19 protein-coding genes and 1 tRNA gene are annotated in these 22,963 nt (G+C 73.7%); 10 read left to right on the top strand and 10 right to left on the bottom strand.

The window, feature by feature from the left end:
- The first annotated feature begins 192 nt into the window (after positions 1-192).
- Positions 193-1,269 carry a malate dehydrogenase gene (locus MF605_RS00885; protein ID WP_134416121.1) on the top strand — a complete coding sequence of 359 codons (1,077 nt, stop codon included), beginning with the start codon at positions 193-195 and terminating at the stop codon, positions 1,267-1,269.
- Positions 1,270-1,372: 103 nt separating this feature from the next.
- Here MF605_RS00885 and MF605_RS00880 read toward each other — a convergent pair whose 3' ends face one another.
- The gene (locus MF605_RS00880; RefSeq protein ID WP_113914103.1) at positions 1,373-2,293 is read right to left on the bottom strand and encodes a carbohydrate kinase family protein; all 921 of its coding nucleotides are present in this window, start codon (positions 2,291-2,293) and stop codon (positions 1,373-1,375) included.
- A gap of 126 nt (positions 2,294-2,419) precedes the next feature.
- Between MF605_RS00880 and MF605_RS00875 the strand changes: the two genes are divergently transcribed.
- Positions 2,420-3,760 carry a uracil-xanthine permease family protein gene (locus MF605_RS00875; protein WP_134416123.1) on the top strand — a complete coding sequence of 447 codons (1,341 nt, stop codon included), beginning with the start codon at positions 2,420-2,422 and terminating at the stop codon, positions 3,758-3,760.
- A 167-nt stretch (positions 3,761-3,927) separates the two neighbouring features.
- Here the strand turns inward: MF605_RS00875 and MF605_RS00870 are convergent, their stop codons facing one another.
- From MF605_RS00870 to MF605_RS00850, 5 genes are all read right to left on the bottom strand, one after another.
- A complete protein-coding gene (locus tag MF605_RS00870) occupies positions 3,928-5,319 on the bottom strand; it encodes an aspartate aminotransferase family protein (protein WP_134416125.1) in 1,392 nt (463 codons plus the stop codon).
- A gap of 52 nt (positions 5,320-5,371) precedes the next feature.
- Positions 5,372-6,277, bottom strand: coding sequence for a hypothetical protein (locus MF605_RS00865; protein ID WP_134416127.1), 906 nt, complete (start codon positions 6,275-6,277; stop codon positions 5,372-5,374).
- An 86-nt stretch (positions 6,278-6,363) separates the two neighbouring features.
- A complete protein-coding gene (locus MF605_RS00860) occupies positions 6,364-7,089 on the bottom strand; it encodes a dienelactone hydrolase family protein (RefSeq protein WP_134416129.1) in 726 nt (241 codons plus the stop codon).
- Between the two features lie 72 nt (positions 7,090-7,161).
- Positions 7,162-7,713 carry a YceI family protein gene (locus tag MF605_RS00855; protein WP_134416131.1) on the bottom strand — a complete coding sequence of 184 codons (552 nt, stop codon included), beginning with the start codon at positions 7,711-7,713 and terminating at the stop codon, positions 7,162-7,164.
- A gap of 297 nt (positions 7,714-8,010) precedes the next feature.
- A complete protein-coding gene (locus MF605_RS00850) occupies positions 8,011-9,291 on the bottom strand; it encodes a Glu/Leu/Phe/Val family dehydrogenase (protein ID WP_134416133.1) in 1,281 nt (426 codons plus the stop codon).
- Positions 9,292-9,634: 343 nt separating this feature from the next.
- Between MF605_RS00850 and MF605_RS00845 the strand changes: the two genes are divergently transcribed.
- Positions 9,635-10,600 carry an HpcH/HpaI aldolase/citrate lyase family protein gene (locus MF605_RS00845; RefSeq protein WP_134416135.1) on the top strand — a complete coding sequence of 322 codons (966 nt, stop codon included), beginning with the start codon at positions 9,635-9,637 and terminating at the stop codon, positions 10,598-10,600.
- A 111-nt stretch (positions 10,601-10,711) separates the two neighbouring features.
- Here MF605_RS00845 and tctA read toward each other — a convergent pair whose 3' ends face one another.
- Genes tctA through MF605_RS00830 form a run of 3 tightly spaced genes read right to left on the bottom strand, consistent with a single transcriptional unit; the run spans position 10,712 to position 13,783 of the window.
- Positions 10,712-12,217 carry a tripartite tricarboxylate transporter permease TctA gene (gene tctA, locus MF605_RS00840; RefSeq protein ID WP_134416137.1) on the bottom strand — a complete coding sequence of 502 codons (1,506 nt, stop codon included), beginning with the start codon at positions 12,215-12,217 and terminating at the stop codon, positions 10,712-10,714.
- A 1-nt stretch (position 12,218) separates the two neighbouring features.
- A complete protein-coding gene (locus MF605_RS00835) occupies positions 12,219-12,779 on the bottom strand; it encodes a tripartite tricarboxylate transporter TctB family protein (protein ID WP_010079710.1) in 561 nt (186 codons plus the stop codon).
- Positions 12,776-13,783, bottom strand: coding sequence for a tripartite tricarboxylate transporter substrate binding protein (locus MF605_RS00830; protein WP_134416139.1), 1,008 nt, complete (start codon positions 13,781-13,783; stop codon positions 12,776-12,778). The genes MF605_RS00835 and MF605_RS00830 overlap by 4 nt, the downstream gene beginning before the upstream one ends.
- A 176-nt stretch (positions 13,784-13,959) precedes the next feature.
- Between MF605_RS00830 and MF605_RS00825 the strand changes: the two genes are divergently transcribed.
- Positions 13,960-14,310, top strand: a complete 351-nt coding sequence (locus tag MF605_RS00825; protein ID WP_098093919.1) for a universal stress protein — start codon at positions 13,960-13,962, stop codon at positions 14,308-14,310.
- 172 nt (positions 14,311-14,482) lie between these two features.
- On the opposite strand, the gene MF605_RS00820 is transcribed toward MF605_RS00825, so the two are convergent.
- Positions 14,483-14,566, bottom strand: a tRNA-Leu gene (locus MF605_RS00820).
- Between the two features lie 250 nt (positions 14,567-14,816).
- Between MF605_RS00820 and MF605_RS00815 the strand changes: the two genes are divergently transcribed.
- Genes MF605_RS00815 through MF605_RS00790 form a run of 6 tightly spaced genes read left to right on the top strand, consistent with a single transcriptional unit; the run spans position 14,817 to position 22,942 of the window.
- The gene (locus tag MF605_RS00815) at positions 14,817-15,752 is read left to right on the top strand and encodes an FHA domain-containing protein (RefSeq protein ID WP_134416141.1); all 936 of its coding nucleotides are present in this window, start codon (positions 14,817-14,819) and stop codon (positions 15,750-15,752) included.
- Positions 15,749-16,309 carry an FHA domain-containing protein FhaB/FipA gene (locus MF605_RS00810; protein WP_010079714.1) on the top strand — a complete coding sequence of 187 codons (561 nt, stop codon included), beginning with the start codon at positions 15,749-15,751 and terminating at the stop codon, positions 16,307-16,309. Before MF605_RS00815 ends, MF605_RS00810 begins: the two co-directional genes overlap by 4 nt.
- Before the next feature lie 3 nt (positions 16,310-16,312).
- Positions 16,313-18,028, top strand: a complete 1,716-nt coding sequence (locus MF605_RS00805; protein WP_134416143.1) for a PP2C family protein-serine/threonine phosphatase — start codon at positions 16,313-16,315, stop codon at positions 18,026-18,028.
- The gene (locus tag MF605_RS00800; protein ID WP_036314455.1) at positions 18,025-19,449 is read left to right on the top strand and encodes an FtsW/RodA/SpoVE family cell cycle protein; all 1,425 of its coding nucleotides are present in this window, start codon (positions 18,025-18,027) and stop codon (positions 19,447-19,449) included. The genes MF605_RS00805 and MF605_RS00800 overlap by 4 nt, the downstream gene beginning before the upstream one ends.
- Positions 19,446-20,891 carry a peptidoglycan D,D-transpeptidase FtsI family protein gene (locus tag MF605_RS00795; RefSeq protein ID WP_098093927.1) on the top strand — a complete coding sequence of 482 codons (1,446 nt, stop codon included), beginning with the start codon at positions 19,446-19,448 and terminating at the stop codon, positions 20,889-20,891. The genes MF605_RS00800 and MF605_RS00795 overlap by 4 nt, the downstream gene beginning before the upstream one ends.
- Positions 20,888-22,942, top strand: coding sequence for a protein kinase domain-containing protein (locus MF605_RS00790; RefSeq protein WP_134416145.1), 2,055 nt, complete (start codon positions 20,888-20,890; stop codon positions 22,940-22,942). Before MF605_RS00795 ends, MF605_RS00790 begins: the two co-directional genes overlap by 4 nt.
- Positions 22,943-22,963: the final 21 nt, after the last annotated feature.

The following is a 22,963-nucleotide window of genomic DNA, read 5'->3' as shown; positions in this document are numbered from 1 at the left end:
GTTAGCGTGAGTCATGAGTGGGTCTTTTCGGGCAGGTGGGTTGTTGAGGAACTTCCATCCTGCGGGAGAGGCCCGCTCGTCTCATCTCAGCCCGGCCCTCGTGCCAAGAACCTCATGACCCACAACATCTAGGCCGGGGCCGTGCGGCGGGCCGGGGTGTCCTCCGCGGGCGAGCGGGGGCACGATGGGGGCGTGGACACCGCACAGCAGACCACCGCACAGGACACCGCCCCGGACCCCGCGTCGACGACGCCCCGCACGGTCACCGTCACCGGCGCCGCCGGCAACATCGGCTACGCGCTGCTCTTCCGCATCGCCGCCGGCGGGATGCTCGGCCCGGACACCCCGGTCCGGCTGCGCCTGCTCGAGATCCCGGCCGCCCTGGGCGCCGCGGAGGGCACCGCCATGGAGCTCGCCGACGCGGCCTTCCCGCTGCTGGCCGACGTGGAGGTCACGGAGGACCCGGCCCGCGCCTTCGACGGGGTGCAGCACGCGCTGCTCGTCGGCGCGCGGCCGCGCACGAAGGGCATGGAGCGCGGCGACCTGCTCGAGGCGAACGGCGGGATCTTCGGGCCGCAGGGCCGGGCGATCAACGACCACGCGGCGCAGGACGTGCGGGTCGTCGTCGTCGGGAACCCGGCCAACACCAACGCGCTGATCGCCGCCGCGCACGCCCCGGACGTGCCGGCCGAGCGCTTCACGGCGCTGACCCGGCTGGACCACAACCGGGCCGTGGCGCAGCTGGCGGCGCGGGCCGGCGTCGCGGTGACGGATGTGGCCGGCGTGACGATCTGGGGCAACCACTCCGCGACCCAGTTCCCGGACCTCACCCACGCCCGCGTGCGGGTGGAGGGGACGTGGCGGCCGGCGCTCGAGGTGGTGGACCCGGCGTGGGCGGGCGAGGAGTTCGTGCCGCGCGTGGCGAAGCGGGGCGCGGAGATCATCGAGGTGCGCGGGGCGAGCTCGGCGGCGTCGGCGGCGTCCGCGGCGATCGATCACATGCGCGACTGGACCCTCGGCACCGGTGTGGACGCGGACGGTGCGCCGCGCCGGACGTCGGCCGCGGTGGTCTCGGACGGCTCCTACGGGGTGCCGGAGGGGCTGATCAGCTCGTTCCCCGTGACGTCCGACGGCGGCACCGCGTGGCGGATCGTGCCGGGGCTGGAGCCGGACGAGTCCGTGCTGCCGGGTGAGGGCGGGCGGCTGGCCGCGACCGTCGCCGAGCTGGAGGCCGAGCGCGACGCCGTGCGAGGGCTGGGCCTGCTCTGAGGCGGCCGGGATCTTCTGCGTCTCTGACCCTTCTGGGGGCGTCCCCACCCGCCGGAAGGGTCAGATGCGCAACAGATTCGTGCGGGGACGGGCGGGCGTGGGATCAGTCCGCCAGCTCGGCCCGCGTGGGCGGGTCCGCCCCCGGGCGGGAGGCCGTGATCGCCGACGCGCGGGAGGCGTAGATCAGCACCGACTCGACGTCGGCCGGGTCCATCGCGTGCAGGCGGCCGCGGTTCGCGGCGCCGAGCAGGGAGCGGTCGTCGAGGGCGGCGAGCAGGGCGGCGGTGAACGAGTCGCCGGCGCCCACGGTATCCGCGACGTCCACGGGCACGATCGGGCGCTCCACCACGCCATGCGCGGTGACGGCCACGATGTCCTCGGCGCCGCGGGTCATCACCACGAACGCCGGGCCCATCTGCTGCCACGCCTGCAGCGACTCGCGCAGCGGGCGGTCCGGGTACAGCCACGCGATGTCCTCGTCCGAGGCGTGCACCACGTCCGCCAGCCGCACGGACTCCTCCGCGCGGGCGCGGGCGAACGCCCGGTCCGGCACGATCGTGGGCCGCACGTTGGGGTCGTAGCTGATGGTCGTGACCGCCGAGATCCGCTCGAGCAGGGCCATCACCTCGGCGTCGCCGGGGGCGAGCATGGTGGCGATGGAGCCGGCATGCATGTGGTGCAGCGGGCCGCCGGCGGCGTCGTCGAAGTCCCGGGCGAGCGCGGCGGCGGGCGGCAGCGTCCAGTCCAGCTCGAACTCGTAGCTGGCGGCGCCCGTGGGGTCAAGGCGAGCGGTGGCCACGGAGGTGGCGGCGGAATCCTGCTCGAGCAGGCAGCGCACGCCGTTCTCCCGCAGGTGCGAGGCGATCATGTCCCCGTGCGCATCGCGGCCGAGGCGGCCGGCGAACAGGACGGGCCGCTCCAGCCGGCTCAGGCCCACGGCCACGTTCAGGGGGCTGCCCCCGACGTGCACGCGGGGGGTCGCGGTGTCCGAGACCACGACGTCGACGAGCGCCTCTCCGATCACACCACAGTACTGAGCCACGCGCCCCACGGTACCCTAATCACCGGCGCGGAACCGGGGCTGTGCGCAGGCTTCCAGGCCCCCGAGAAACGCCCGACACCCCCATCCCCGACCCCTCGGCAGGCGGCCATGTCCCCCACCCCCACCCGGCCCTCGCGCGGCGCCGGCTGGCGCCTCCACGGCGACGGCCGCACCATCACCCCGGCGGGCACCGTCGTCGCCCCGGACGAGCGGCTGAGCTGGCCCCGGACCGTGGGCATCGGCGTGCAGCACGTGATGGCCATGTTCGGTGCCACCGTGCTCGTGCCCGCCCTGACCGGCATGCCCGCGACGACGGCGCTGCTCTTCTCCGGCCTGGGCACCCTGCTCTTCCTGGTCATCACGGGCAACCGCCTGCCCTCGTACCTGGGCAGCTCGTTCGCGTTCATCGCACCGCTGACGGCCGCCGCCACGATCGGCGGCACGGGGGCCGCGCTCGGCGGCATCCTGGTGACGGGCCTGCTGCTCACGGTGATCGGCGCGATCGTGCACCGCGCCGGCACCGGGTGGATCCACGCGCTCATGCCGCCGGCGGTGATGGGCACGATCGTGGCCCTGATCGGCCTCAACCTCGCCGGCGCCACGACGACGGCCATGCAGGAGGTGCCGGTCACCACGTTCGGCACGGCCCTGGCGGTGGTGCTCACGGCCGTGACGTTCCGGGGGCTCCTGGGCCGCCTGTCCATCCTCGTGGGCATCGTGGTGGGCTACGTGCTGGCCCTCGCGCAGGGCCAGGTGGACTTCGCCGCCGTCGGGGAGGCCGCCTGGATCGGGCTGCCGCCCTTCCACGGCCCGGAGCTGCGATGGGACCTGCTGCCCCTGTTCCTGCCCGTGGTGCTCGTGCTGGTCGCGGAGAACATCGGCCATGTCAGGACCGTCGGGCTGATGACCAAGCGCGACCTGGACCCGCTCACCGGCCGTGCCCTGATCGCGGACGGCCTGTCGACCATGCTCTCCGGCGCGGGCGGCGGCGTCGGCACCACCACGTATGCGGAGAACATCGGCGTGATGGCCAGCTCGCGCGTCTACTCGACGGCGGCGTACTGGGTGGCCGGCCTGACCGCGATCGCCCTCGCGTTCCTGCCGAAGTTCGGGGCCGCCGTCGCCACCATCCCGGCCGGGGTGGCCGGCGGCGCGGGCATCATCCTCTACGGGATGATCGGCATGATGGGCGTGCGCATCTGGGTGCAGAACCGTGTGGACTTCTCCAACACCGTGAACCTCATGACCGCGGGCGCGGGCCTGATCATCGCGATCGCGGACCCGCAGCTGGTGGTGGGCGGCCTCGTGTTCGGCGGCATCACGCTCGGCACGATCGCCGCCCTGGTGATCCACCACCTCATGACGGCGATCGCCCGCGCCCGCGGCACCGAGCCGGTGCCCGAGGACGAGGAGCAGTTCGAGGCCTCGGAGGCCGGCCGGCTCGGCTGACCCCGGCCCCGGGCGCCCCGCCTCGCGCATCCCCGCGCCACGCGCACTTTCGGTCGTGAGATAGGGCCAATCTCACGACCGAAAGCGCTGAGAACCCCCCTTTCACGTTCGAAAACGCGGGGTGGGCGGACTGGGGCGGGGTGGGGCGGGCCGCAGGGCGGGGCCCGTCAGCCGGCCGCGACCTCCTCGTCGGCGAGGGTGAGGACCTGGTCGAGCACGTCGAGGCCGAAGCGCAGGTCCTCGTCCGAGATGTTCAGCGGCGGGCACAGGTGGAACCGGTTCTCGGCCATGAACAGCAGCAGCCCGCGGTCCTTCGCCTCGGCCATCATCCGCCCCATGACGGGCGCCACCTGACCGAGCGGGGCCAGCCGCTCCCGGGTCTGCCGGTCCCTCACCAGCTCGACGGCCCAGAACGCGCCGGCGCCGCGCACGTCGCCCACGCTCGGGTGGGCCGCGGCGATCTCGGCCAGGCGCGGCCCGATGATCTGATCGCCGATGCGCTTCGCATGGGCGACCATGCCCTCCTCCTCCATCGCGGTGATCGCGGCGACGGCGGCCGCGCACGCGAGGGGGTGGCCCGAGTAGGTCAGGCCGCCGGGGTAGGGCGTGGTCGCGAAGCTCTCGTAGACGTCGTCGCTCATGGCGACGCCGCCCAACGGCACATACCCGGAGTTGACCCCCTTGGCGAACGTGACGATGTCCGGGGTGACGCCCGTCAGCTGGTGGCCGAACCACTCGCCCACGCGGCCGAAGCCGACCATGACCTCGTCGATGATCAGCAGGATCCCGTGCCCACGGCACAGCTCCTTGACGCCGGCCATGTAGCCGGGCGGCGGCAGGAAGATGCCCGCGGTGCCGGGGACGGCCTCGAGGATCACGGCGGCCACGGTGGAGGGGCCCTCGAGCTCGATCACGTCGCGCAGGTGGGCCAGCGCGCGCTCGGCCTCCTGCTCGTCGCTCTCCGAGCCGAACGCGGAGCGGTACGTGTACGCGGGCTGGAAGTGCACGACGCCGTCCGACGCCGAGTCCGAGCCCACGCGCCGCAGGGAGCCGGTCAGGTTCGCCGTCAGGCGCGTGGCGCCGTGGTACGAGAGGTACGCGGAGAGCACCTTGCGCCGGCCCGTGTGCAGGCGTGCCATCCGCACCGCGTGCTCGTTGGCCTCCGCGCCCGCGTTCGTGAAGAACACGTGGTTGATGGACTCCGGCAGCCGCTCCGTGATCAGCCGGGCCGCCTCGGACCGGGCGTCGTTGACGTGCTGCGGGGCCACGGTGGCCAGCGTCTCGGCCTGCTCCCGGATCGCGGCCACGATCTTCGGGTGGCGGTGGCCGACGTTCGTGAAGACGAGCTGCCCGCTGAAGTCGACCATGGGCCGACCCTCGCCGTCCCACACCCACGACCCCTCGGCGTCGAGGATGGTCATGGGTGTGAGGTCGCGCTGGGCACTCCACGAGTGGAACACGTGCGCGCGGTCGAGCTCGTGGGCGCGGCGGCCCCGTTCGATGGCCTCGTCGCTGATCCGGGGGTCCCGGCGGCCGACGTGCTGCTGATGCTCGGACATGCGCCCTCCTTGAGTGTGATGCGGGTCATTCCGAGCATAGGCAGGCCTGCCCTCAGCGCGAGCTGGCGCCCCGTCGCCCGCGCGCCACCCCCACGAACGCCTGCACGAGCTCCGAGTCGGCCGCCTTGAGCCAGGCCAGGGCGACGTCCCAGCCGGGGTGGCGGGCGTCGTCGTCGCCCTGGCGCGCGGGATCCGCCCCGTCGACGACGGCGGCGCCCGCCTCCGCCTCGGCCCGCGCCTGCTCGTCCGCGAGCGCGGACCGCGTGGCGGCGGCCTCGCGGTCGGCGCGGGACAGGCCCACGGTGTCGTCGAGGGTGGAGGCCAGCGGCAGCACGATCACGTCCTTGCGGCCGAACATGCGGGCCACGGACATCGGCAGCACGACGTGGCCGGCGCCGGACGCGGCGATCTCCAGCGCCATCCGCTCGCCCGCGCCGGGCAGCTCGGCGGCGTCCATCGGCTCCGGGCTGGGGGCCGGGGCGAAGCGGGCGGGTTCCAGCTCCTCGTCCGGGTCGAGCTCGGCGGGCGGCACCGGGCCGTCCGCGTCCACGTCCCACGCGGCGAGCAGGTGGTCCCTGCCCACGCACACCACCGGCAGCTCGGAGTACACGCCCACGAGGTGCACGTGCCGCGGGTCGACGCCGCCGGCGCGCAGGAACTCCTCGGCGGACACGTCGCGTCGACGCCGCACGTAGCCCAGCTGCGGCAGGAAGTGGCGGGGCTGACCGGCGTCGTCGTGGGCGAGGTGGGCCAGCTGGGCCGCGTCGTCGTGGTTGACGAGCTGCACCGCGCGCTGGCGCGTGGTGAACCGCTCCACCCACGTGGACGGCGTGGCCCCGGGGATGGTGGCCAGGAAGAGGGTCTCGGGCGGGACGGGCAGGTCGGCCGGTGGCGCGGGCGCGGGACGACGCCGGCCCTCGCCCCCGGCGCGGCCCGCGGGCTTCACGCCCTTGGCCACGCCGCGCCCGCCGCCGGAGCGGGTGGATCGGGCGGGGCCGCCCCTGCTCGCGCGGGACTTCCCGCCCCGGCCGCCACGGGAGCCGCTCAGCGGGCCTTCTCCTTCAGGAAGGAGACGGCGCGGTCCCAGGCGAGGGCCGCGGCCTCGGGCCGGTAGTTGCCCTGGGGGTTCTCGTCGTTGTGGAAGGCGTGCGGGGCGTCGTAGTAGAAGTACTCGACGTCGGCCCCGGACTCCTCACGGATCTGCTGCTCCTGCTGCCGCGCGTCCTCGACGGGGAAGGAGTCGTCCTGCTCGGCGTAGTGGCCCTGGACGGCGGCGGTGACGCCGGAGAAGTCGCCGGGCACGCCCTGGCCGACGCCGTAGAAGGGCACGGCGGCGGAGACCTTGTCCCCCTGCTGGGCCGCGAGGGCGAGCACGAAGCCGCCGCCCATGCAGAAGCCGATCGCGCCCACGGTCTGCGAGGTCACCTCGTCCCGGGCGAGCAGCCAGTCGACGGCGCCGGCCAGCTGGCGGGCCCCCTCCTCGGCGGGCAGATTCTGCATCATCTCGCCGGCCTCGTCGCCGTCGTGCGCGATCCAGCCGCCGTAGAGGTCGGGGGCGAGCGCGACGAAGCCGAGGTCGGCGAGGCGGTCGCACACGTCCTTGATGTGATCCACCAGGCCCCACCACTCCTGGATCACGATCACGCCGGGGCCCTTCCCGGAGGCGGGCAGCGCGAGGTAGCCGTGGCCCGTCCGGTCGCCGTCCTGGCCGGCGTCCTTGGTGGGCAGGTCGAACGTGACGTTCTGGTGCGGGGTCTTCGAAGCCATCATGGGCCCCACCCTACGAGCAGACCGGGCCCCTCATCGAGGGACCCGGTCTCGACGCGCGAGGTCGGCTCAGGCTCAGGCCTGGGCGTCGGCCTCGGGCAGCACGAAGGCGGCGCCGATCTCGAGCTTCACCTTGTCCGAGACCAGGAGGCCGCCGGCCTCGGTGGCCGCGTTCCAGGTCAGGCCGAAGTCCTTGCGGGAGATCTCGCCCGTGGCCTCGAAGCCCACGCGGGTCACGCCGAAGGGATCCTTGTCCTGGCCGCCGAACTCAGCCTCGAGCTCCACGGTCTGGGTGACGCCGTGCAGCGTCAGCTCGCCGACCAGGGTGAACTCCTCGGGCTCGCCGCGGACCTCGGTGGAGCGGAAGGTCATGGTGGGGAACTGCTCCACGTCGAAGAACTCGTCGGAGCGCAGGTGGGCGTCGCGGCCCTCGTTCTTGGTGCTGATGGAGGCGACGTCGACGGTCACGTCGACGGAGGACTGGGCGAACTGCTCGGCGATGGTGAGCTGGCCCTCCACGGCGTGGAAGGTGCCGCGGACCTTGGAGATGCCCGCGTGGCGGACGACGAAGTCGACGTCCGAGTGGGCGGCGTCGAGATTCCAGGTGCCGGTGGTGATGGCGTGCATGGGGTGCTCCTTCTGAAGCGGGTCTGTCTGGTGTGTCCGGGGTGGGCCGTCGCGGGGGCGATGGCTCCTGGGCCTCCGAACTTGTTTCAAATTCAAACATCATCCGGGCAGGCCGTCCACGCCTGATCGTCAAAATTCGAAATAGAGACGGACGTCACGGTCCGGGGGCACATCAGGGACGAGCCCGCCCACGACGACGGCCCGGAACCTCCGGGGTTCCGGGCCGTCGGCCCGCGGGCGGGCAGCGGGGCCGCGCTCGGACGGCCGGACGGGGTCAGGCGGCGGGGCCGCCCCCCGTCACGGGTAGAGGCCGCGGGTGCGGTGGGCCTCGGCCACGCGCTGCACGGCGGTCAGGGTGGCGGCCTCGCGCAGGCTCACGCGGCGGCTCTCGGAGGTGGCCAGCACGGCCTTCCATGCGGCGACCATGCGCCGCTTCAGGCGCTCGTCCACCTCCTCGCGGCTCCACCAGTAGGCCTGGTTCGCCTGGACCCACTCGAAGTAGGAGACGATCACGCCGCCGGCATTGGCCAGGATGTCCGGGACGACCAGGACGCCCTTCTCCGCGAGGATGCGGTCGGCCTCGCCCGTGGTGGGGCCGTTGGCGCCCTCCACGACCAGCCGGGCACGCACGCGCGGGGCGTTCTCCTCGGTCAGCACGGACTGCACGGCGGCCGGGACCACGAGGTCCACGTCCATCTCGAGCAGCTCGTCCGCGTCCATGGACGTGGTGCCGGGGGTGTCCTTCACGGAGCCGGTATCCCAGAGCTGCCTCTGCAGGGCGTCGTAGTGCAGGCCCTCGTCGTCGCGCACGGCGCCGTACTGGTCCGACACGGCCACGACCTTCACGCCGGCCGCCTCGAGCAGCTCGACCGTGCCGGCCCCGACCTTGCCGAAGCCCTGGACCGCCGCCGTCGCCTGCGACGGCTCGATGCCGAGGTGCTCGAGCGCGGCGAGCGCCACGTGGACCACGCCCGCCGAGGTGGCGGAGGCGCGGCCCAGCGAGCCGCCGAGCGAGACGGGCTTGCCGGTGACCACGCCGAGCGTGGTGTGGCCGACGTTCACCGAGTAGGTGTCCATCATCCAGGCCATGGTCTGCTCGTCCGTGCCCACGTCCGGGGCGGGGATGTCCACCTCGGGGCCGATGATCGGCTGGATCTCGGAGGTGTAGCGACGGGTGACGCGCTCGAGCTCGGCCTTCGAGTACTGGCGCGGGTCGATGGTCACCCCGCCCTTGGCGCCGCCGTAGGGCACGTCCAGCAGGGCGCACTTCCAGGTCATCCACATGGCCAGCGCGCGGACCTCGTCCAGGTCCACGTCCAGGCTGAAGCGCACGCCGCCCTTGGCCGGGCCGCGGGAGAAGTTATGCTGCACGCGGTAGCCGCGGAGCACCTCGGTGGAGCCGTCGTCGCGGCGCAGGGGGATGGAGACGGCCATCTCGCGGCGGGGGGCGGCGAGCATCTGGTGCAGGCCCTCGTCGTAGCCGAGCGTCTTCACGGCGGCGGAGAGCTGGGCCAGGGCGTTGTCGAGCGGGGAGGACGGGGCCGTCACGGCCTCGTCCTCGGCGGGGATCCTCGTCATTGAGCGTCCTCGTGGTCCGGTGGGCAGGGATGTGTCGCGGCCCGACCGACGCGCGGAGGGCCGCGCCCCATTGCGCGGCCGACGCCGTCCGGACCCCGATGAACGCTACGCGCTCCCCCCGCACCCGTCACCCCTTCTGAGCCGAGATCCACGCCCACCCGGGTGACGTCGGACACGGTGGCGTGTACTGTGCTGTGGACGCGCCGCACACCCGCGGCGCCCTTCGGCGTCGAACCGACGCCGCTCGCTCAGGGCCCACCTGGTCCGTCCCCCGGCCGTCCGCCGCGCGAGGCACCCGCCCGCGACCTCGGCCCGACGCCCCAGCCCCGTGAAGGAGCCCCTCATGACCGTGACCCTGCCCGCCGCGATCACCCCCTCCCCCGCGTTCCAGCCCGTGCCCGGCCAGCGCATCGACCCGGAGCTCGCCCGCTCCTGGCTGCTGGTCAACGCCGCCCAGCCCGAACGGTTCCAGCCCGCCGAGGACTCGGCCGCGGACATCGTCATCCTCGACATCGAGGACGCCGTGGCCCCCAAGGACAAGGACCAGGCCCGCGCGGACGCCGTCTCCTGGCTGACCTCCGGGCACACCGGCTGGGTGCGGCTCAACGGCTACGGCTCGCGGTGGTGGGAGCAGGACGTCGAGGCGCTCGCCGCGGCCCTGCCCGCGCACCTGGGCGGGCCGGTCTCCGAGGGCGGCCTGGCCGGCGTCGTGCTGGCGATGGTGGAGTCCACGGACCACGTGAACGAGACCGCCCGACGGCTGCCCGGCGTGCCCGTCGTGGCGCTCGTGGAGACGGCGCGCGGGCTGCAGCGGATCGACTCGATCGCCGCCGCGAAGGGCACGTTCCGGCTGGCCTTCGGGATCGGCGACTTCCGCCGCGACACCGGCCTGGGCGAGTCGCCGCAGGCGCTGGCGTACACGCGGTCCCAGTTCACGATCGCGGCGCGGGCCACGGGGCTGCCGGGCGCGATCGACGGGCCGACCGTGGGCTCCACCGGCGTGAAGCTCGCCGAGGCGACGGCGGTGACCGCGGAGTTCGGCATGACCGGCAAGCTGTGCCTCGCGCCGGAGCAGTGCGCGGCCGTGAACGAGGGGCTCAGCCCGTCTCAGGAGGAGCTGGCGTGGGCCCACGAGTTCCTCGCGGACTTCGAGGCCGACGGCGGCGAGATCCGCAACGGCTCCGACCTGCCCCGCAAGGCGCGCGCGGAGAAGATCCTCGGGCTGGCCACCGCGTTCGGGGTGCACTCCACGCGGTACCCGGACCAGGACAACGCGATCACGGCGCCGTCGGACACGTACCACTACTGAGCGAGGCCGCCGCCCACCAGAAACGCGGGTTGAGTTGTCACGGGTGCGGAGGCCGCACACCGGTGACAACTCAACCCGCGTTGCCTCGGGGGACGTGGATCCCTCCTCCGCTCACACGTCCTGGCGCGTCCGGCGCACGACGGCGGCCCGCACGGAGAACGCCAGCACGATCGCCAGGATCCCGTAGATCACCCACGTGATGGGGGTGGAGACGAGCACGGCCGGGTCGCCCACCGAGCTGAGCAGGGCGTCGCGCAGGCTGGTCTCCGCGAGCGGGCCGAGCACCATGCCGATCATCAGCGGCGCCAGCGGGTAGCCGTACCGCCGCATCAGGAAGCCCAGCACGCCGATCCCCAGGAGCATCAGCAGGTCGAACACCGCGCCCGTGGTGGCGTAGATGCCCAGCCCGCAGAACAGCGTGATCCCCGCATAGAGGTAGTGCTTCGGGATGAGCAGGAGCTTGGCCCACAGCTGCGCGAACGGCAGGTTGATCGCCAGCAGCACGATCATCGCGATGAAGAAGCTCGCCAGCAGCGCCCACACGAGGTCCGGGCTGCGGTCGAACAGCAGGGGGCCGGGCTGCAGCCCGTACTGGCGGAACGCCGCCAGCATGATGGCCGCCGTCGCGGAGACGGGCAGGCCGAGCGTGAGCAGGGCACCCATCGCCATGCCGGTGGTCGAGTTGCCCGCGGCTTCGGGGGCCGCCAGCCCGCGGATCGCGCCGCGGCCGAACTGCGGATGCGCCCGGCGCCGGTCCAGGCGCCGCTCGGCCGAGTACGCCAGGAACGTCGGCACCTCGGAGCCGCCCACCGGCACGATGCCGAACGGCAGGCCGATCGCCGTGCCGCGCAGCCACGCCGGGGCGGCCTCGCGGAACTCGGCGCCCGACAGCCACGGCCGGCCGGTGCGGCGGATGCGCAGGTCCTCGTGCTCGCGGCGCACCCGGGAGGCCACGTGGAACACCTCGCCGAGCGCGAGGATCGCCACCGTGACGGTCACGAGCGGGATGCCGTCGAACAGCTGCGGGGAGCCCATCGTGAAGCGCTCGGCGCCGGTCACCGCATCGATCCCGACGACGGCGATGCCCAGTCCCAGCACCAGGGAGGCCAGGCCGCGCAGCACCGAGTCCGCGACCACCGAGGAGGTGGCCACGAACGCGAAGAGCGCGAGCGCGAAGTACTCCGCGGGCCCGAAGCTCGTGGAGAACTCCGCCAGGACGGGGGCGAGGAACACGACGCACACCGAGGCCACCATGCCGCCGATGAAGGCGCCGAGCGCCGCCGTCGCCAGGGCCTGGGCCGCCCGGCCGTCCTGGGCCATGCGGTGGCCCTCGAACGTGGAGGCGATGGCCGAGGCCTGGCCGGGGGTGTTCATGAGGATGGCCATGGTGGAGTCGCCGAAGAGGCCGCCGAAGTACACGCCGGAGAACATGATGAACGCGGCGGTGGGCTCGAGGGCGAAGGTCATGGGCAGCAGCAGGGCCACGGCCATCGAGGAGCCCAGTCCAGGCATCACGCCGACCGCGGTGCCGAGCAGACAGCCCAGCACCACCCAGAGCAGGTTCATGGGGGTGAGGGCTCCGGCGAAGCCCTCCATGAGGAGTCCGAGGGTCTCCATGTCAGAAGCCACCTCCCAGGATGCCCGAGGGCAGGGTCAGGCCCAGGGCCACCGCGAAGCCGAGGTAGGCCAGCGAGGAGACGAACAGGGCGACGAGGATGTCGAACACGGGGTGCGGGGCGCCGAACGCGCGGGTGACGCACCAGAACAGCAGCGCCCCGGCGAGGATCCACCCCAGCCAGGGCAGCAGGACGGCGAACGCGAGGAAGCCGAGGAAGCACCAGGCCAGCGCGCCGAAGTCCGAGTGGAACAGGGTCAGCGGACCGGCCGCCTGGCCGACCTCGCCGTCCGCGTCGGCCTGACCCTCGGGGGACTGGCGCACGCGCACGACCTCCACCGCGAGCGCGGCGGCGATCACGAGGCCCGCGACCGCGAGGATCAGCGGGAAGAAGTCCGGGCCGGGGAAGTCGGCGCCCTCGGTGTCCATGGCCAGGGATCCCAGCAGCAGGTAGAGGCTGAACGCGGCCAGCACGGCCGGCATGACGAGCGCGGAGAGCCCGGCGGCGCGCCCCCAGCGGGAGGGGGCGTCGGCGGCGGGGGGGACGGTGGACGCGTGGCTCACTTGATCTCTCCCGTCAGCGTGCCGATGCGCTCCTTCTCGGCGGCGATGAACTCCTCGAGTTCGGCGCCGGAGAGGGGCACGGGGTTCCAGTAGTTGCGCTGCACCGCTTCCTTCCACTCGGGGGTGTCGACCGCCTCGGCGATGAGGGCCTCGAGCTCCGTGCGCTCCTCCGCGGAGACACCCGGCGGCACGAACAGGGCGCGCCAGTTGGTGAGCGTGACGTCGTAGCCCTGGGAGCGCAGGGTCGGGATCTCCTCGACGCCGGCCAGCGGCTCGGCCGCCACCACGCCGAGGGCGCGCAGTCGGCCGGCCTGGACCTGCGGGTAGATGTCCGCGAAGCCGCCGGCGGAGGCCTGGGCGGTGCCGTTGAGCAGGGCCTGGATGGCCTCGCCGCCGCCGTCGGACGGGATGTAGGTGGTGTCCGCGACCGGCACGTCGGCCGTGCGGGCGATGTCCGCCATGACGAGCTGGTCGAAGGAGCCGCCGCCGGTCCACGCCACGTGGGCGGGATCGGCGCGCCAGGCGCTCACCAGGTCGTCCATGCTCTGGTACGGCGAGTCCGCCGGGACCACCACGAGGCTGTACTCCTCGACGACGCGGCTGACCGCGGTGACCTGGGAGAGCTCGGGGCCGGTGCCACGGGCCGCGTGGGCGGCGATCTGGCCGGTGCCGCCCACCATGAGGTTGTTCGCGTCCTCGAGCGTGGTCAGCTGGCCGAGGGCGATGGTGCCACCGGCGCCGGGGATGTTGACCACCTGGACGTTGTTCACGAGCCCGTTGACGCGCATGGTCTGCTGCAGCTCGCGCTGGAACGAGTCCCAGCCGCCGCCGGCGGCCGCGGGGGCGATGAGGGTCAGGTTGGTGCGGATGTCGTTGCCTCCCGAGGCCGAGCGGATGGAGAAGGCGGAGGCCGCGAGCACGGTGAGCACCGCGATCACGCTGAAGACGATCCGGCCGATCCCCGTGCGTCGGCGCGGGGGGCCGTCGGGGGAGGTGGAGGACATGGCGGTTCCTAACAGAGACACCCCGCCGCCAGGGAGTGGCGCCGGGGACAGGTGCGAGTGGTGGAGGTCACCGTAACAGCGCGACGAGGCTGCGTGCGCTCCGCGTCCGCAGAGTCGCCGACGACAATCGGCCCGGGTGGTGACGGGGGCCGCGTCCATGACGCACAGTGGTCCCCATGACGATCATCAGCACCGGAACCAGCACCCCCGAGAGCGCCGCGGCCTGGCGGGCCGCCCTGGCCGAGGCGGCCCTGCGCGGGGAGGACGTGGTCTGGTTCTCCCTCGACGGGACCGAGCCGGACGAGGCGGAGGCACGCGAAGCCGGCGTCGACGTGTCCGTGGCACACGCCCAGGAGCGCGGCCGGGACGCCGTCGGCGACCTGCTCGAGCACGCCGAGCGTGTGGGCGCGAGCCGGATCGTGGTGGGCGTGAAGCACCGCTCCCCCGTGGGCAAGCTGCTGCTGGGATCGGCCGCGCAGCAGATCATCCTGGAGGCCCGCGTCCCGGTGGTGTGCGTCAAGCCGTGAGGGCCGACGTCGGGCGCGCGGCCCCGCACCCGGCCCACCCTGGCGTTTGGGGGCGGTTTCGGGCGGTATCCGGCGTGGATACCGCCCGAAACCGCCCCCAACGGGTGAGTGGGACCAGCCCGGGAACGCCGAAGGCCCCGGAACCACACGGTGCCGGGGCCTTCGTCCTCGGTGCGCGAGGGGGGACTTGAACCCCCACGTCCTTGCGAACACTGGCACCTGAAGCCAGCGCGTCTACCAATTCCGCCACTCGCGCGAGCGGCCTCCTGCTCTCGGCCCCGGACATCCGGCGACCGTCACAGGCAGCGAGGAATACTCTAACCCCCGCCCGCCCGGGCGTGCAAATCGGCCCCGACGCCCACCCCCGCGTCCCCGCCGCGCCCGTGGCCCGCCCCCTCCGTGGCCTCTCCCACCCGCGCTCCACCCCGCAGAATGCCGCTGTTCTCGGCGGTCTCCCAGCCCGGCCCGTAGTATCGGGACGGACAACTGTGGAAAGGGGCCCCGTCGTGGGACTTCTGGACAACCTCGAACGCGGCCTCGAGCGGGTCGTGCGCTCGGCCTTCTCGGCCGGCGGTCCGCGGGCGGTCAAGCCGGTGGAGATCGCCTCGGCCCTGCGGCAGGCGATGGACGACGAGTCTCTCGCCCTGTCGGAGGGCCACACGGTCGCGCCCAACAGCTACGTGGTCCACTTCTCCCCCGCCGACTTCGAGCGCGCCCGCTCGTGGGGGTCCACCCTCGCCAGCGAGCTGTGCGACGAGGTCATCCGCCACGCCGACTCCCAGGGCTATGCGCTGCCCGGCACGGTCCGGGTCGCCTTCCACCCGGACGCGGACGTGCGCGCCGGGGACCTGCGCGTGGTCACCCGCCTGGACGACGGCTCGCTCACCGCCCCGGCCCCCCACGACGACGGCGCCTCGCCCGCCACCGCCCACGGCCCGGGAGCCTCCGCCGCGGCGCCGGACCGACTGGTCGAGGACCTGCCGGCGGCCGCGCCCCGTGAGCCCTCCCCCGCCCCGCGCGTCGGACCCCGTCCGGCGCCCCGCCGGGCCGCCGCCCCGGCCGCGCCCGCCGCCCCGGCCGCGCCCGCCGCCCCTGCCCACGCCGACCAGCCGACCGTCGTGATGGGCCGCCCCGTGACCGAGCCCGCCGGCCCGGCACTCGAGCTGGACGGCCGCATGCTCCCCCTGGACGGGGACGACCTGATCCTCGGCCGCTCGGCCGAGCGTGCCGACCTCGTGATCCCGGACTCCTCGGTGTCCCGCGAGCACCTGCGCCTGCTCACCGTCGGCTCCACGGTCACGCTCCTGGACCTGGGCAGCCGCAACGGCGTGCTCGTCAACGGCCGCCGCGTGGACGGCTCCGTCACCCTGCGCGACGGGGACGTGGTGACCGTCGGCCAGACCGAGCTGCTGTTCTTCGGCGGGACGGGGGGCCGCGCATGAGCGAGCTCGCCGTCGCCGTGCTCCGCATGGGCCTGCTGCTGGCCCTGTGGGTGCTGATCATCTCCATCGTCATGGCGCAGGGCCGCGACCTCGTGGTCGGCCGGCGGAACAAGACGCGCCTCCAGCAGGCCCAGCGCGACGCCGGCCTGGTCACCGCGGTGCCCGCGGCCGGGGCCGCCGGGGCGGGCTCGTCCGCGGTCGACCGCCCCGCGCCCGCGTCGACGCCGTCCCCCGCCGCGTCCGCGCCGACGACGCCGGCCCCGCGGCTGTCCCGGACTCTGCGGGTGGTCGAGGGCCCGAAGGCCGGGCAGACCATCGCCCTGGAGGGCCGTCCCCTGCTGATGGGCCGCGCCCAGGACGCCGACCTGGTGCTCGTGGACGACTACGCCTCCGGCCGCCACGCCCGGCTGTTCCCCCAGGGCACCCGCTGGTTCCTCGAGGACCTCGGCTCCACGAACGGCACCTACGTGAACGGCGCCCCCGTGACCCGCGCGGTGCCCGTGGGCCCCGGCACGGCCATCCGCATCGGCAAGACCGTCATGGAGCTCGAGGCCTGACCCATGACCCTCGTCCTCCGCTACGCCGCCCGCTCCGACGTCGGCCGCGTCCGTGCCAAGAACGACGACTCCGCTTACGTGGGCCGTCATCTGGTCGTGCTCGCGGACGGCATGGGCGGGCACGTGGGCGGCGACGTGGCGAGCGCGTCCACGGTGCTGGACCTGGCCCCGCTGGATGCGGTGGGCTACGAGGACCCGGCCACGGTGCTGCCGGACGAGATCCAGAACGCCAACCTGATCCTCAACGAGCTGGTGCACGCCAACCCCAAGCTCGCCGGCATGGGCACCACGTGCACCGCCGGCCTGCTCGCGGGGACCACGCTGCACATGGCGCACATCGGCGACTCCCGTGCCTACCGGCTCGCGAACGGCGAGTTCTCCCAGGTCACCACGGACCACACGTTCGTGCAGAAGCTCGTGGACGAGGGGCGTCTCGAGGCCGGGGAGGCCCCGTTCCATCCGAACAAGAACGTGCTCATGCGCGTGCTCGGCGACGTGGACGCCTCCCCCGAGCTGGACGTGTTCGAGGTGCCCGTCGCCCCCGGAGAGCGCTGGCTGTTCTGCTCGGACGGCCTCACGGACGTGGTCTCCCCCGAGAAGATCCACGAGGTGCTGCGGGACTCGGAGGCTCTCAACCAGGCCGTCGACACCCTCGTGGACCTGACCCTCAAGGGCGGCGCCCCGGACAACGTCACCGTGGTGGCGTTCGAGATCGCGGAGGGCACGGCGGAGGAGCTGGCCCCCGTCCCGGACGTCCACCTGTCCGAGCAGGCCCTCGCCGCGGCCCACCCGCCCGAGGTCGGCCCGGTCTCCGGCCTGCTGCTGCGCGAGGACCTGGACGCACGACCCCACCTGCTCGTCGGCGCGGCCTCCAACGCTGTGAGGACCGATCGCATCCCCGTGGTCACCCGCAGCTCCACGCGCCGCCGCGCCGCTGCCCTGCTCGGCGAGACGCCCGTGCCGGAGAACCGTCCCCGGCGCACCGCGGCCGTCCTCACGGACGGGCCGGATCCCGACGTCGCCGCGCGCTCGGACCCGTCCGCCCCGCCCGCCGCGCCGCGCGGCACCGCGGCCGCCGTCGGCTCCTCCTCCGCCGCCACACCGGCCGCCACCGCTGCCGACCGCCCGTCCGACGAGGCCGCCGAGGCCTCGACCACGGCCCCCACCCCGGCCCCGGCGACCGCCGGGCCCGCCGGCGGCCCCGAGGACGGGGCCGCGCGTCGGCGGCGTGGAAAGGACGACCGCCCGGTGCAGTACCGCCGCGGCTGGTTCATCCCCGTGTTCACCACGCTGCTCGCCCTCACCCTCGCGGCCGTGGCCGTGTGGGGCTACCTGTGGACCCAGACGCAGTACTACGTGGGGGCCAACGACGGCCGGATCGCCGTGTTCAAGGGCGTCTCCCAGCGGCTGGGCCCGCTCGAGCTGTCCCACGTGGACCGCCAGACCGACCTCCCGGTGGACGCGCTGCCCGCGTACGCACGCGACCGCGTGAACGCCGGCATGCCCGCCCGGGACGTGGACCACGCGGAGCAGATCGTCGCCGAGCTGCGCGACTCGCTGCACCCGAACGCCCCCGCCCCCGCCGGTGAGCCCTCCGAGCGGGCCCGGCCGAGCACGACGCCGTCGTCGTCCTCCGCCCGCCCCTCGGACGCGTCCGGCTCCGCCGCGCCGACGAGCCCGGCATCGTCCCCGAGCGCGACGGGAGGTGAGGCCCCGTGACCGAGGTGATCTCCCCCGCACGCCCGCGCCGGAACATCGAACTGGTCCTGCTGCTGGCCGCCCTGGCCATCGCCCTGGGGGCGGACCTGCTGGGCATGATCGGCACGGACGCCCCGCTGGACTCCACCGCCTGGGTGCCGCTGGGCGTCTTCGGCGCGGCCACCCTCGTGCTGCACGTGGTCCTGCGGCTGCGGGCCCCCTACGCGGACCCGTTCATGCTGCCGATCACCGCCCTGCTCAACGGGCTGGGCCTGGCCATGATCCACCGGCTGAGCCAGGACGCCGCGATGGCCAACCCCACCTCGCAGCTCGTGTGGTCCGTCCTGGCCGTCCTGGTGGCCTCCGCCCTGGTGTTCCTGGTGCGCGACCACCGGGTGCTGCGGCGCTGGCCCTACCTGTTCCTCGCCGCGTCCGGCGTGCTGCTGCTCCTGCCGCTCGTGCCCGGGCTGGGCCTGAGCATGTACGGGGCGCGGATCTGGATCGACGTCGGATTCGGCACCTTCCAGCCCGGCGAGATCGCCAAGATCACGCTGGCCATCTTCTTCGCCGGCTACCTCTCCGCGAACCGCGACCTGATCCTGCTGGCCGGCCGCCGTGTGGGCCCGGTGACCTTCCCCCGAGCCCGGGACCTCGGCCCGTTGCTGGCCGGCTGGCTCCTGGCGCTCGGCGTGCTCGTGTTCCAGCGCGACCTGGGCTCGGCCCTGCTGTTCTTCGGCATGTTCATGGCGATGCTCTACATCGCCACGTCCCGCGCCTCCTGGATCCTCCTCGGCCTGGGCCTGATCGCCTTCGGCGCGGCGCTGGCGTTCCTGTTCATGCCGCACGTGACCGCCAGGTTCGAGATCTGGCTGAGGGCCTTCGACCCCGAGATCTACCATCGCGACTTCGGCGGCTCCTACCAGGTGGTCCAGGGCCTGTTCGCGATGGCCTCGGGCGGGCTGATGGGCACCGGCCTGGGCGCGGGCAACCCCACCCAGGTGCCGCTGTCCTTCTCGGACATGATCCTCACGGCCATCGGCGAGGAGCTCGGCTTCGTGGGCCTGGCCGCCGTGCTCGTCCTGTACCTCCTGCTCGTCACCCGCATGATGCGCGCCGCCCTCGGCGTGCGCGACGCGTTCGGCAAGGTGCTCGCCTCCGGCCTGGCCTTCACCATGGCGTGGCAGGTGTTCGTGGTGATGGGCGGCGTGACCCTCGTGCTGCCGCTCACCGGCCTCACGACGCCGTTCCTCGCCGCCGGCGGCTCGTCGCTGCTGGCCAACTGGATCATCGTGGGGCTCGTGCTGCGCATCTCGAACGCCGCCCGCCGTCCCGTGGTCGTGGACGGGATGGTCAACGCGTCCGGGCCCGGCGCCGGCCACCTCGACCCCGGCACGGCGCTCCCGGCGGCGGCCGTGCCCCCGGGAGGAGGTGAGGAGCGGTGAACGAGGCGATCCGACGCACGTGGACCGTCATGGCGGCCATGATCCTGGTGCTCGCGCTGGCCGCGTCCGTCATCCAGGTGCTGGCCGCGGACCAGCTCAAGACGCACGCCCTGAACTCGCGGCAGATGTTCCTGGAGTTCGGCGCCCCGCGCGGGCCCATCCTCGTGGACGGCGAGCCGATCGCCGAGTCCGTCCCCTCCGACGACGCGTACCACTACCAGCGCGTCTACCACGAGCCCGAGCTGTACGCCCCGCTCACGGGCTTCTATTCGCTCACCTACGGCACCGACGGGCTGGAGGCGGCCATGAACGAGCAGCTCTCCGGCACCCCCACGTCCCAGTTCGTGGACCGCGCCATGGAGATCATCACGGGTGCCACACCCGAGGGCGACCAGGTGGAGCTGACGATCGACCCCGAGCTGCAGCGTCTGGCGTACGACGCGCTCCCGGACGGCGTGCGCGCCTCCGCCGTGGTCACGGACCCGACGACGGGCGAGATCCTGGCCATGGTGTCGAAGCCGGGCTTCGACTCCAACGCGCTCTCCTCGCACAGCCCGGCCGAGGCGCAGTCGGCCATGGCCGCGATCGACCAGATCCCCGGCGCCAGCGCATACCGCAACCGCGCCGCGGAGCAGCTCGTGTCCCCCGGCTCCACGTTCAAGCTGATCGACGCGGTGGCCATGCTCGAGTCCGGTGACTACACCCCGGACGGGACGGTGGACATCCCCGCCGCGTGGACGCTGCCCGGCACGACCACGGAGCTGCCCAACTACGACGGCTCACCGTGCAACACCGTGGGGCGTCAGACCCTCACGTGGGCGCTGGCGCAGTCCTGCAACACGCCGTTCGCCATGGCCGCCGTCGAGCTGGGCCAGGACCGGATCCGGGAGGTCGCCGAGCGGTTCGGCTTCAACGACTCCTTCGACTACCCGCTGCCCGTGACCGGCTCCGTGTTCCCCTCCGACCTGGACGACGCCGCGCTGGCGCAGTCCTCGATCGGCCAGCGGGACGTGCAGGCCACCGCGCTGCAGATGGCCATGGTGGCCGCCGGCATCGCGAACGACGGCGTGGTCATGGAGCCGCAGCTGATCAAGGCGGTCCGCCGTTCGGACCTCACCACGGTGCAGGAGTTCAGCCCCCGTGAGCGCGGCCGGGCGACGACCCCCGAGGTGGCCGGGCAGGTCTCGGACATGATGGTCTCGGCGGTGGAGGACGGCATCCTGGGATCCGTGCAGTCGGACACGGTGCGGATCGCGGCGAAGTCGGGCACGGCCGAGGTCGGGGACACGGGCAACGTGCACTCCTGGATCACCGGCTTCGACGCGGGCGAGAACCCCCGGGCGGCCGTGACGATCGTGGTGGAGGACGAGCCGCCGGGGGTTGGACATCAGACAGTCGTCAGTGGCATGAAGGCAATCATGGAAGCGGTGGTCACGGAATGAGGCCGACATCGGGCATCACCCTCGGCGGCAGATACCAGCTGACCGATCGCATCGCGATCGGCGGCATGGGCGAGGTGTGGAAGGCGCGGGACAAGGTCCTGGGCCGGATCACCGCCGTGAAGATCCTCAAGGAGGAGTACACGGGTGACCCCAACTTCCTGCGCCGCTTCCGGGCGGAGGCCCAGCACACCGCGCTGCTGAACCACCCCGGCGTCGCCAACGTCTACGACTACGGCGAGGAGAAGGGCTCCGCCTACCTCGTCATGGAGCTCGTGCCGGGCCAGCCGCTGTCCTCCATCCTCGAGAAGGAGAAGGTGCTCTCCCCCGAGCGGACCCTGCGGATCATCGCGCAGACGGCGGCCGCGCTCTCGGCGGCCCACGCCCAGGGGCTCGTGCATCGCGACGTCAAGCCCGGCAACCTCATGATCACGCCCACCGGCCGGGTGAAGGTGACGGACTTCGGCATCGCGCGCCTGGCAGACCAGGTCCCGCTCACGGCCACCGGCCAGGTGATGGGCACCGCCCAGTACCTCGCGCCCGAGCAGGCCACGGGGCAGCAGGCCACCGGCTCCTCCGACCTCTACTCGCTGGGCATCATCGGCTACGAGGCCCTCGCCGGGCATCGCCCGTTCACGGGCGAGTCCCAGATCGCGATCGCCCTCGCCCAGGTCAACGACACCCCGCCGCCCCTGCCGGACACCGTCCCGGCCCCGGTGCGCGCCCTGATCATGTGCATGCTCTCGAAGGACCCCAAGGAGCGGCCCTCGGACGCGACCGCGCTCTCGGAGGCCGCCGACGCGCTGCGTCGCAAGGACACCCGCGGCGCGGTGGAGGCCGTGCCCGGCCTGGCCGCCTTCCTCGAGGAGCAGGGCGTGGCCGACCCCTCGGGCGCCGAGACCGCCCCCCTGGACTACGACGGCATGCGCACCACCCATCCCCGCGCCGAGGGCACCCGGACGGACGGCTTCCCCGCCACCGCGGCGCTGCCGGTGACCGCGGCCCAGCCCCGCACCGACGACGACGCCCGCGGCCCCGGCGCCGCCGGTGCGGCGGCCGTGGGCGCGGCCGGTGTGGCCGGCGCCGCCGCGAGCGCGAGCACGCGCGACCACGAGATCGCCGCCGTGCGTGATCAGCAGACCCGCCCGGGCGACGTCGTGGACTCGGGCCCGCCCGCCGGGGGCGGCTCCGCGCCCGCCCGCCGGCGACGCGCCAACCGCTGGCCGCTGTGGGCACTGCTCGGGCTCGTGGTGTTCGCCCTGCTGGGGGCGCTGCTGTGGCCGCTGCTCACGGGTGGCCGCGGCGTCGGAGGCTCGGCGCCGGCGACCTCGCAGGAGGAGTCGTCCGTGCGCGTGGACCCGGAGGCGTACAGGGGTCGCCCCGTGAGCGAGGTGCGCACCGAGCTCGAGGGCCTCGGCCTGGCGGTGCGCGAGGAGGACCGCGACGCGCAGAGCCCGCAGGGCACCGTTGAGGAGATCAACCCCGTGGGGGCGTTGCGGCGCGGTGAGACCGTCACGCTGGCCGTCTCCACCGGTGAGGGCGTCATCCCGGAGGGCCTCGTGGGCCAGCCCGTGGAGAGCGCTATCCAGACGCTGCGCGACCGCGGCTTCACCGTGGACCGGGTGGACGACCCGTCCGCCGACGGCGCCGACGGCGAGGTGGTGCGCGTGGTGCCCGGCGAGGGTGAGCGTCACCGCTACGACACGCACGTGCAGCTGATCGTGGCCACCGGCGGGTCCGACGCCGCGCCGACCCGCGAGGCGTCCCAGCCCGCCTCGGAGCCGGAGCCCAGCGCGTCGGAGGAGCCGAGCGCCGAGCCGAGCCCGTCGGCCTCGGACGAGCCCAGCCCGTCCCCCACCGCCGAATCCCCGACGGCCACCGCCGACCCGGAGCCCACGCCGGAGCCGTCCGAGGAGCCGACGACGCCCACGGGGGATCCGACGACGGAGTCCTCCGGGGAGTCCACGGCACCGACGGGCGAGCCCACCACCGACCCGTCCGCTGACGCGCGTGGTGCGGAGGCCTCGTCCGCCGACGCCACGCCCTCCGCTTGAGCGGCGGGCGGGACGGGCACG

This window comes from Micrococcus luteus (assembly GCF_022664405.1).
Lineage (GTDB): Bacteria > Actinomycetota > Actinomycetes > Actinomycetales > Micrococcaceae > Micrococcus > Micrococcus luteus.
Note: the sequence above shows the minus strand (reverse complement) of the source record. Positions and strands in the feature narration are given on the sequence as shown.

What these genes read in the sequence shown, in the direction of transcription:
- MF605_RS00875 (WP_134416123.1), top strand. Translation starts at nt 2,420, where the DNA reads ATGTCCCCCACCCCCACCCGGCCCTCGCGCGGCGCCGGCTGGCGCCTC.
- MF605_RS00870 (WP_134416125.1), bottom strand. Translation starts at nt 5,319, where the DNA reads ATGTCCGAGCATCAGCAGCACGTCGGCCGCCGGGACCCCCGGATCAGC.
- MF605_RS00860 (WP_134416129.1), bottom strand. Translation starts at nt 7,089, where the DNA reads ATGATGGCTTCGAAGACCCCGCACCAGAACGTCACGTTCGACCTGCCC.
- MF605_RS00855 (WP_134416131.1), bottom strand. Translation starts at nt 7,713, where the DNA reads ATGCACGCCATCACCACCGGCACCTGGAATCTCGACGCCGCCCACTCG.
- MF605_RS00850 (WP_134416133.1), bottom strand. Translation starts at nt 9,291, where the DNA reads ATGACGAGGATCCCCGCCGAGGACGAGGCCGTGACGGCCCCGTCCTCC.
- MF605_RS00845 (WP_134416135.1), top strand. Translation starts at nt 9,635, where the DNA reads ATGACCGTGACCCTGCCCGCCGCGATCACCCCCTCCCCCGCGTTCCAG.
- tctA (WP_134416137.1), bottom strand. Translation starts at nt 12,217, where the DNA reads ATGGAGACCCTCGGACTCCTCATGGAGGGCTTCGCCGGAGCCCTCACC.
- MF605_RS00830 (WP_134416139.1), bottom strand. Translation starts at nt 13,783, where the DNA reads ATGTCCTCCACCTCCCCCGACGGCCCCCCGCGCCGACGCACGGGGATC.
- MF605_RS00825 (WP_098093919.1), top strand. Translation starts at nt 13,960, where the DNA reads ATGACGATCATCAGCACCGGAACCAGCACCCCCGAGAGCGCCGCGGCC.
- MF605_RS00810 (WP_010079714.1), top strand. Translation starts at nt 15,749, where the DNA reads ATGAGCGAGCTCGCCGTCGCCGTGCTCCGCATGGGCCTGCTGCTGGCC.
- MF605_RS00805 (WP_134416143.1), top strand. Translation starts at nt 16,313, where the DNA reads ATGACCCTCGTCCTCCGCTACGCCGCCCGCTCCGACGTCGGCCGCGTC.
- MF605_RS00790 (WP_134416145.1), top strand. Translation starts at nt 20,888, where the DNA reads ATGAGGCCGACATCGGGCATCACCCTCGGCGGCAGATACCAGCTGACC.